Below are 404 nucleotides of genomic sequence, written 5' to 3'. Positions count from 1 at the left end.
CTAGGTTTATTTGGTATGCCCATTTTTAAAGATACCAAATATTTCGAGAGTTTTTTGGTTATATGAACGAAAGTTCATTGTGTTTCCATTCTTAAGTGGATAGGCATGCGGCGGTACCCCATGTTAGGCATTATACTCATCCCGACCTTAATTTTTAAGTGGAAATCCAAAAAAATATTTATTTTTAAATTCTTTTATTTCGACAAAACATAGCAAAAATTGCGCGGGATTCGTCGATGAATATTAAGAGGTATTAGAGATTTGATATGGAATTCCCCTTATAGGAGGTGGCATAGCGCTATGTCAGAAGCAGAGGTAGTATATACCAGCAGTGAAGTATATACTCGTTTAGGGGTAAGTGGTAGCACACTTAGAAAGTATTCGGATGTCCTTGAACGTGAAGG

1 pseudogene is annotated in these 404 nt (G+C 36.6%); it reads left to right on the top strand.

Annotated elements, in window-relative coordinates:
* Positions 1-300: 300 nt before the first annotated feature.
* Positions 301-404, top strand: a pseudogene (locus tag ACS2CR_RS34445) (DUF3967 domain-containing protein); the annotation flags it as partial.

Source organism: Bacillus cereus group sp. BceL291, assembly GCF_051776705.1.
GTDB lineage: Bacteria > Bacillota > Bacilli > Bacillales > Bacillaceae_G > Bacillus_A > Bacillus_A cereus.
The sequence above is the reverse complement of the archived record's forward strand: the minus strand, read 5'-3'. Positions and strand labels throughout refer to the sequence as shown.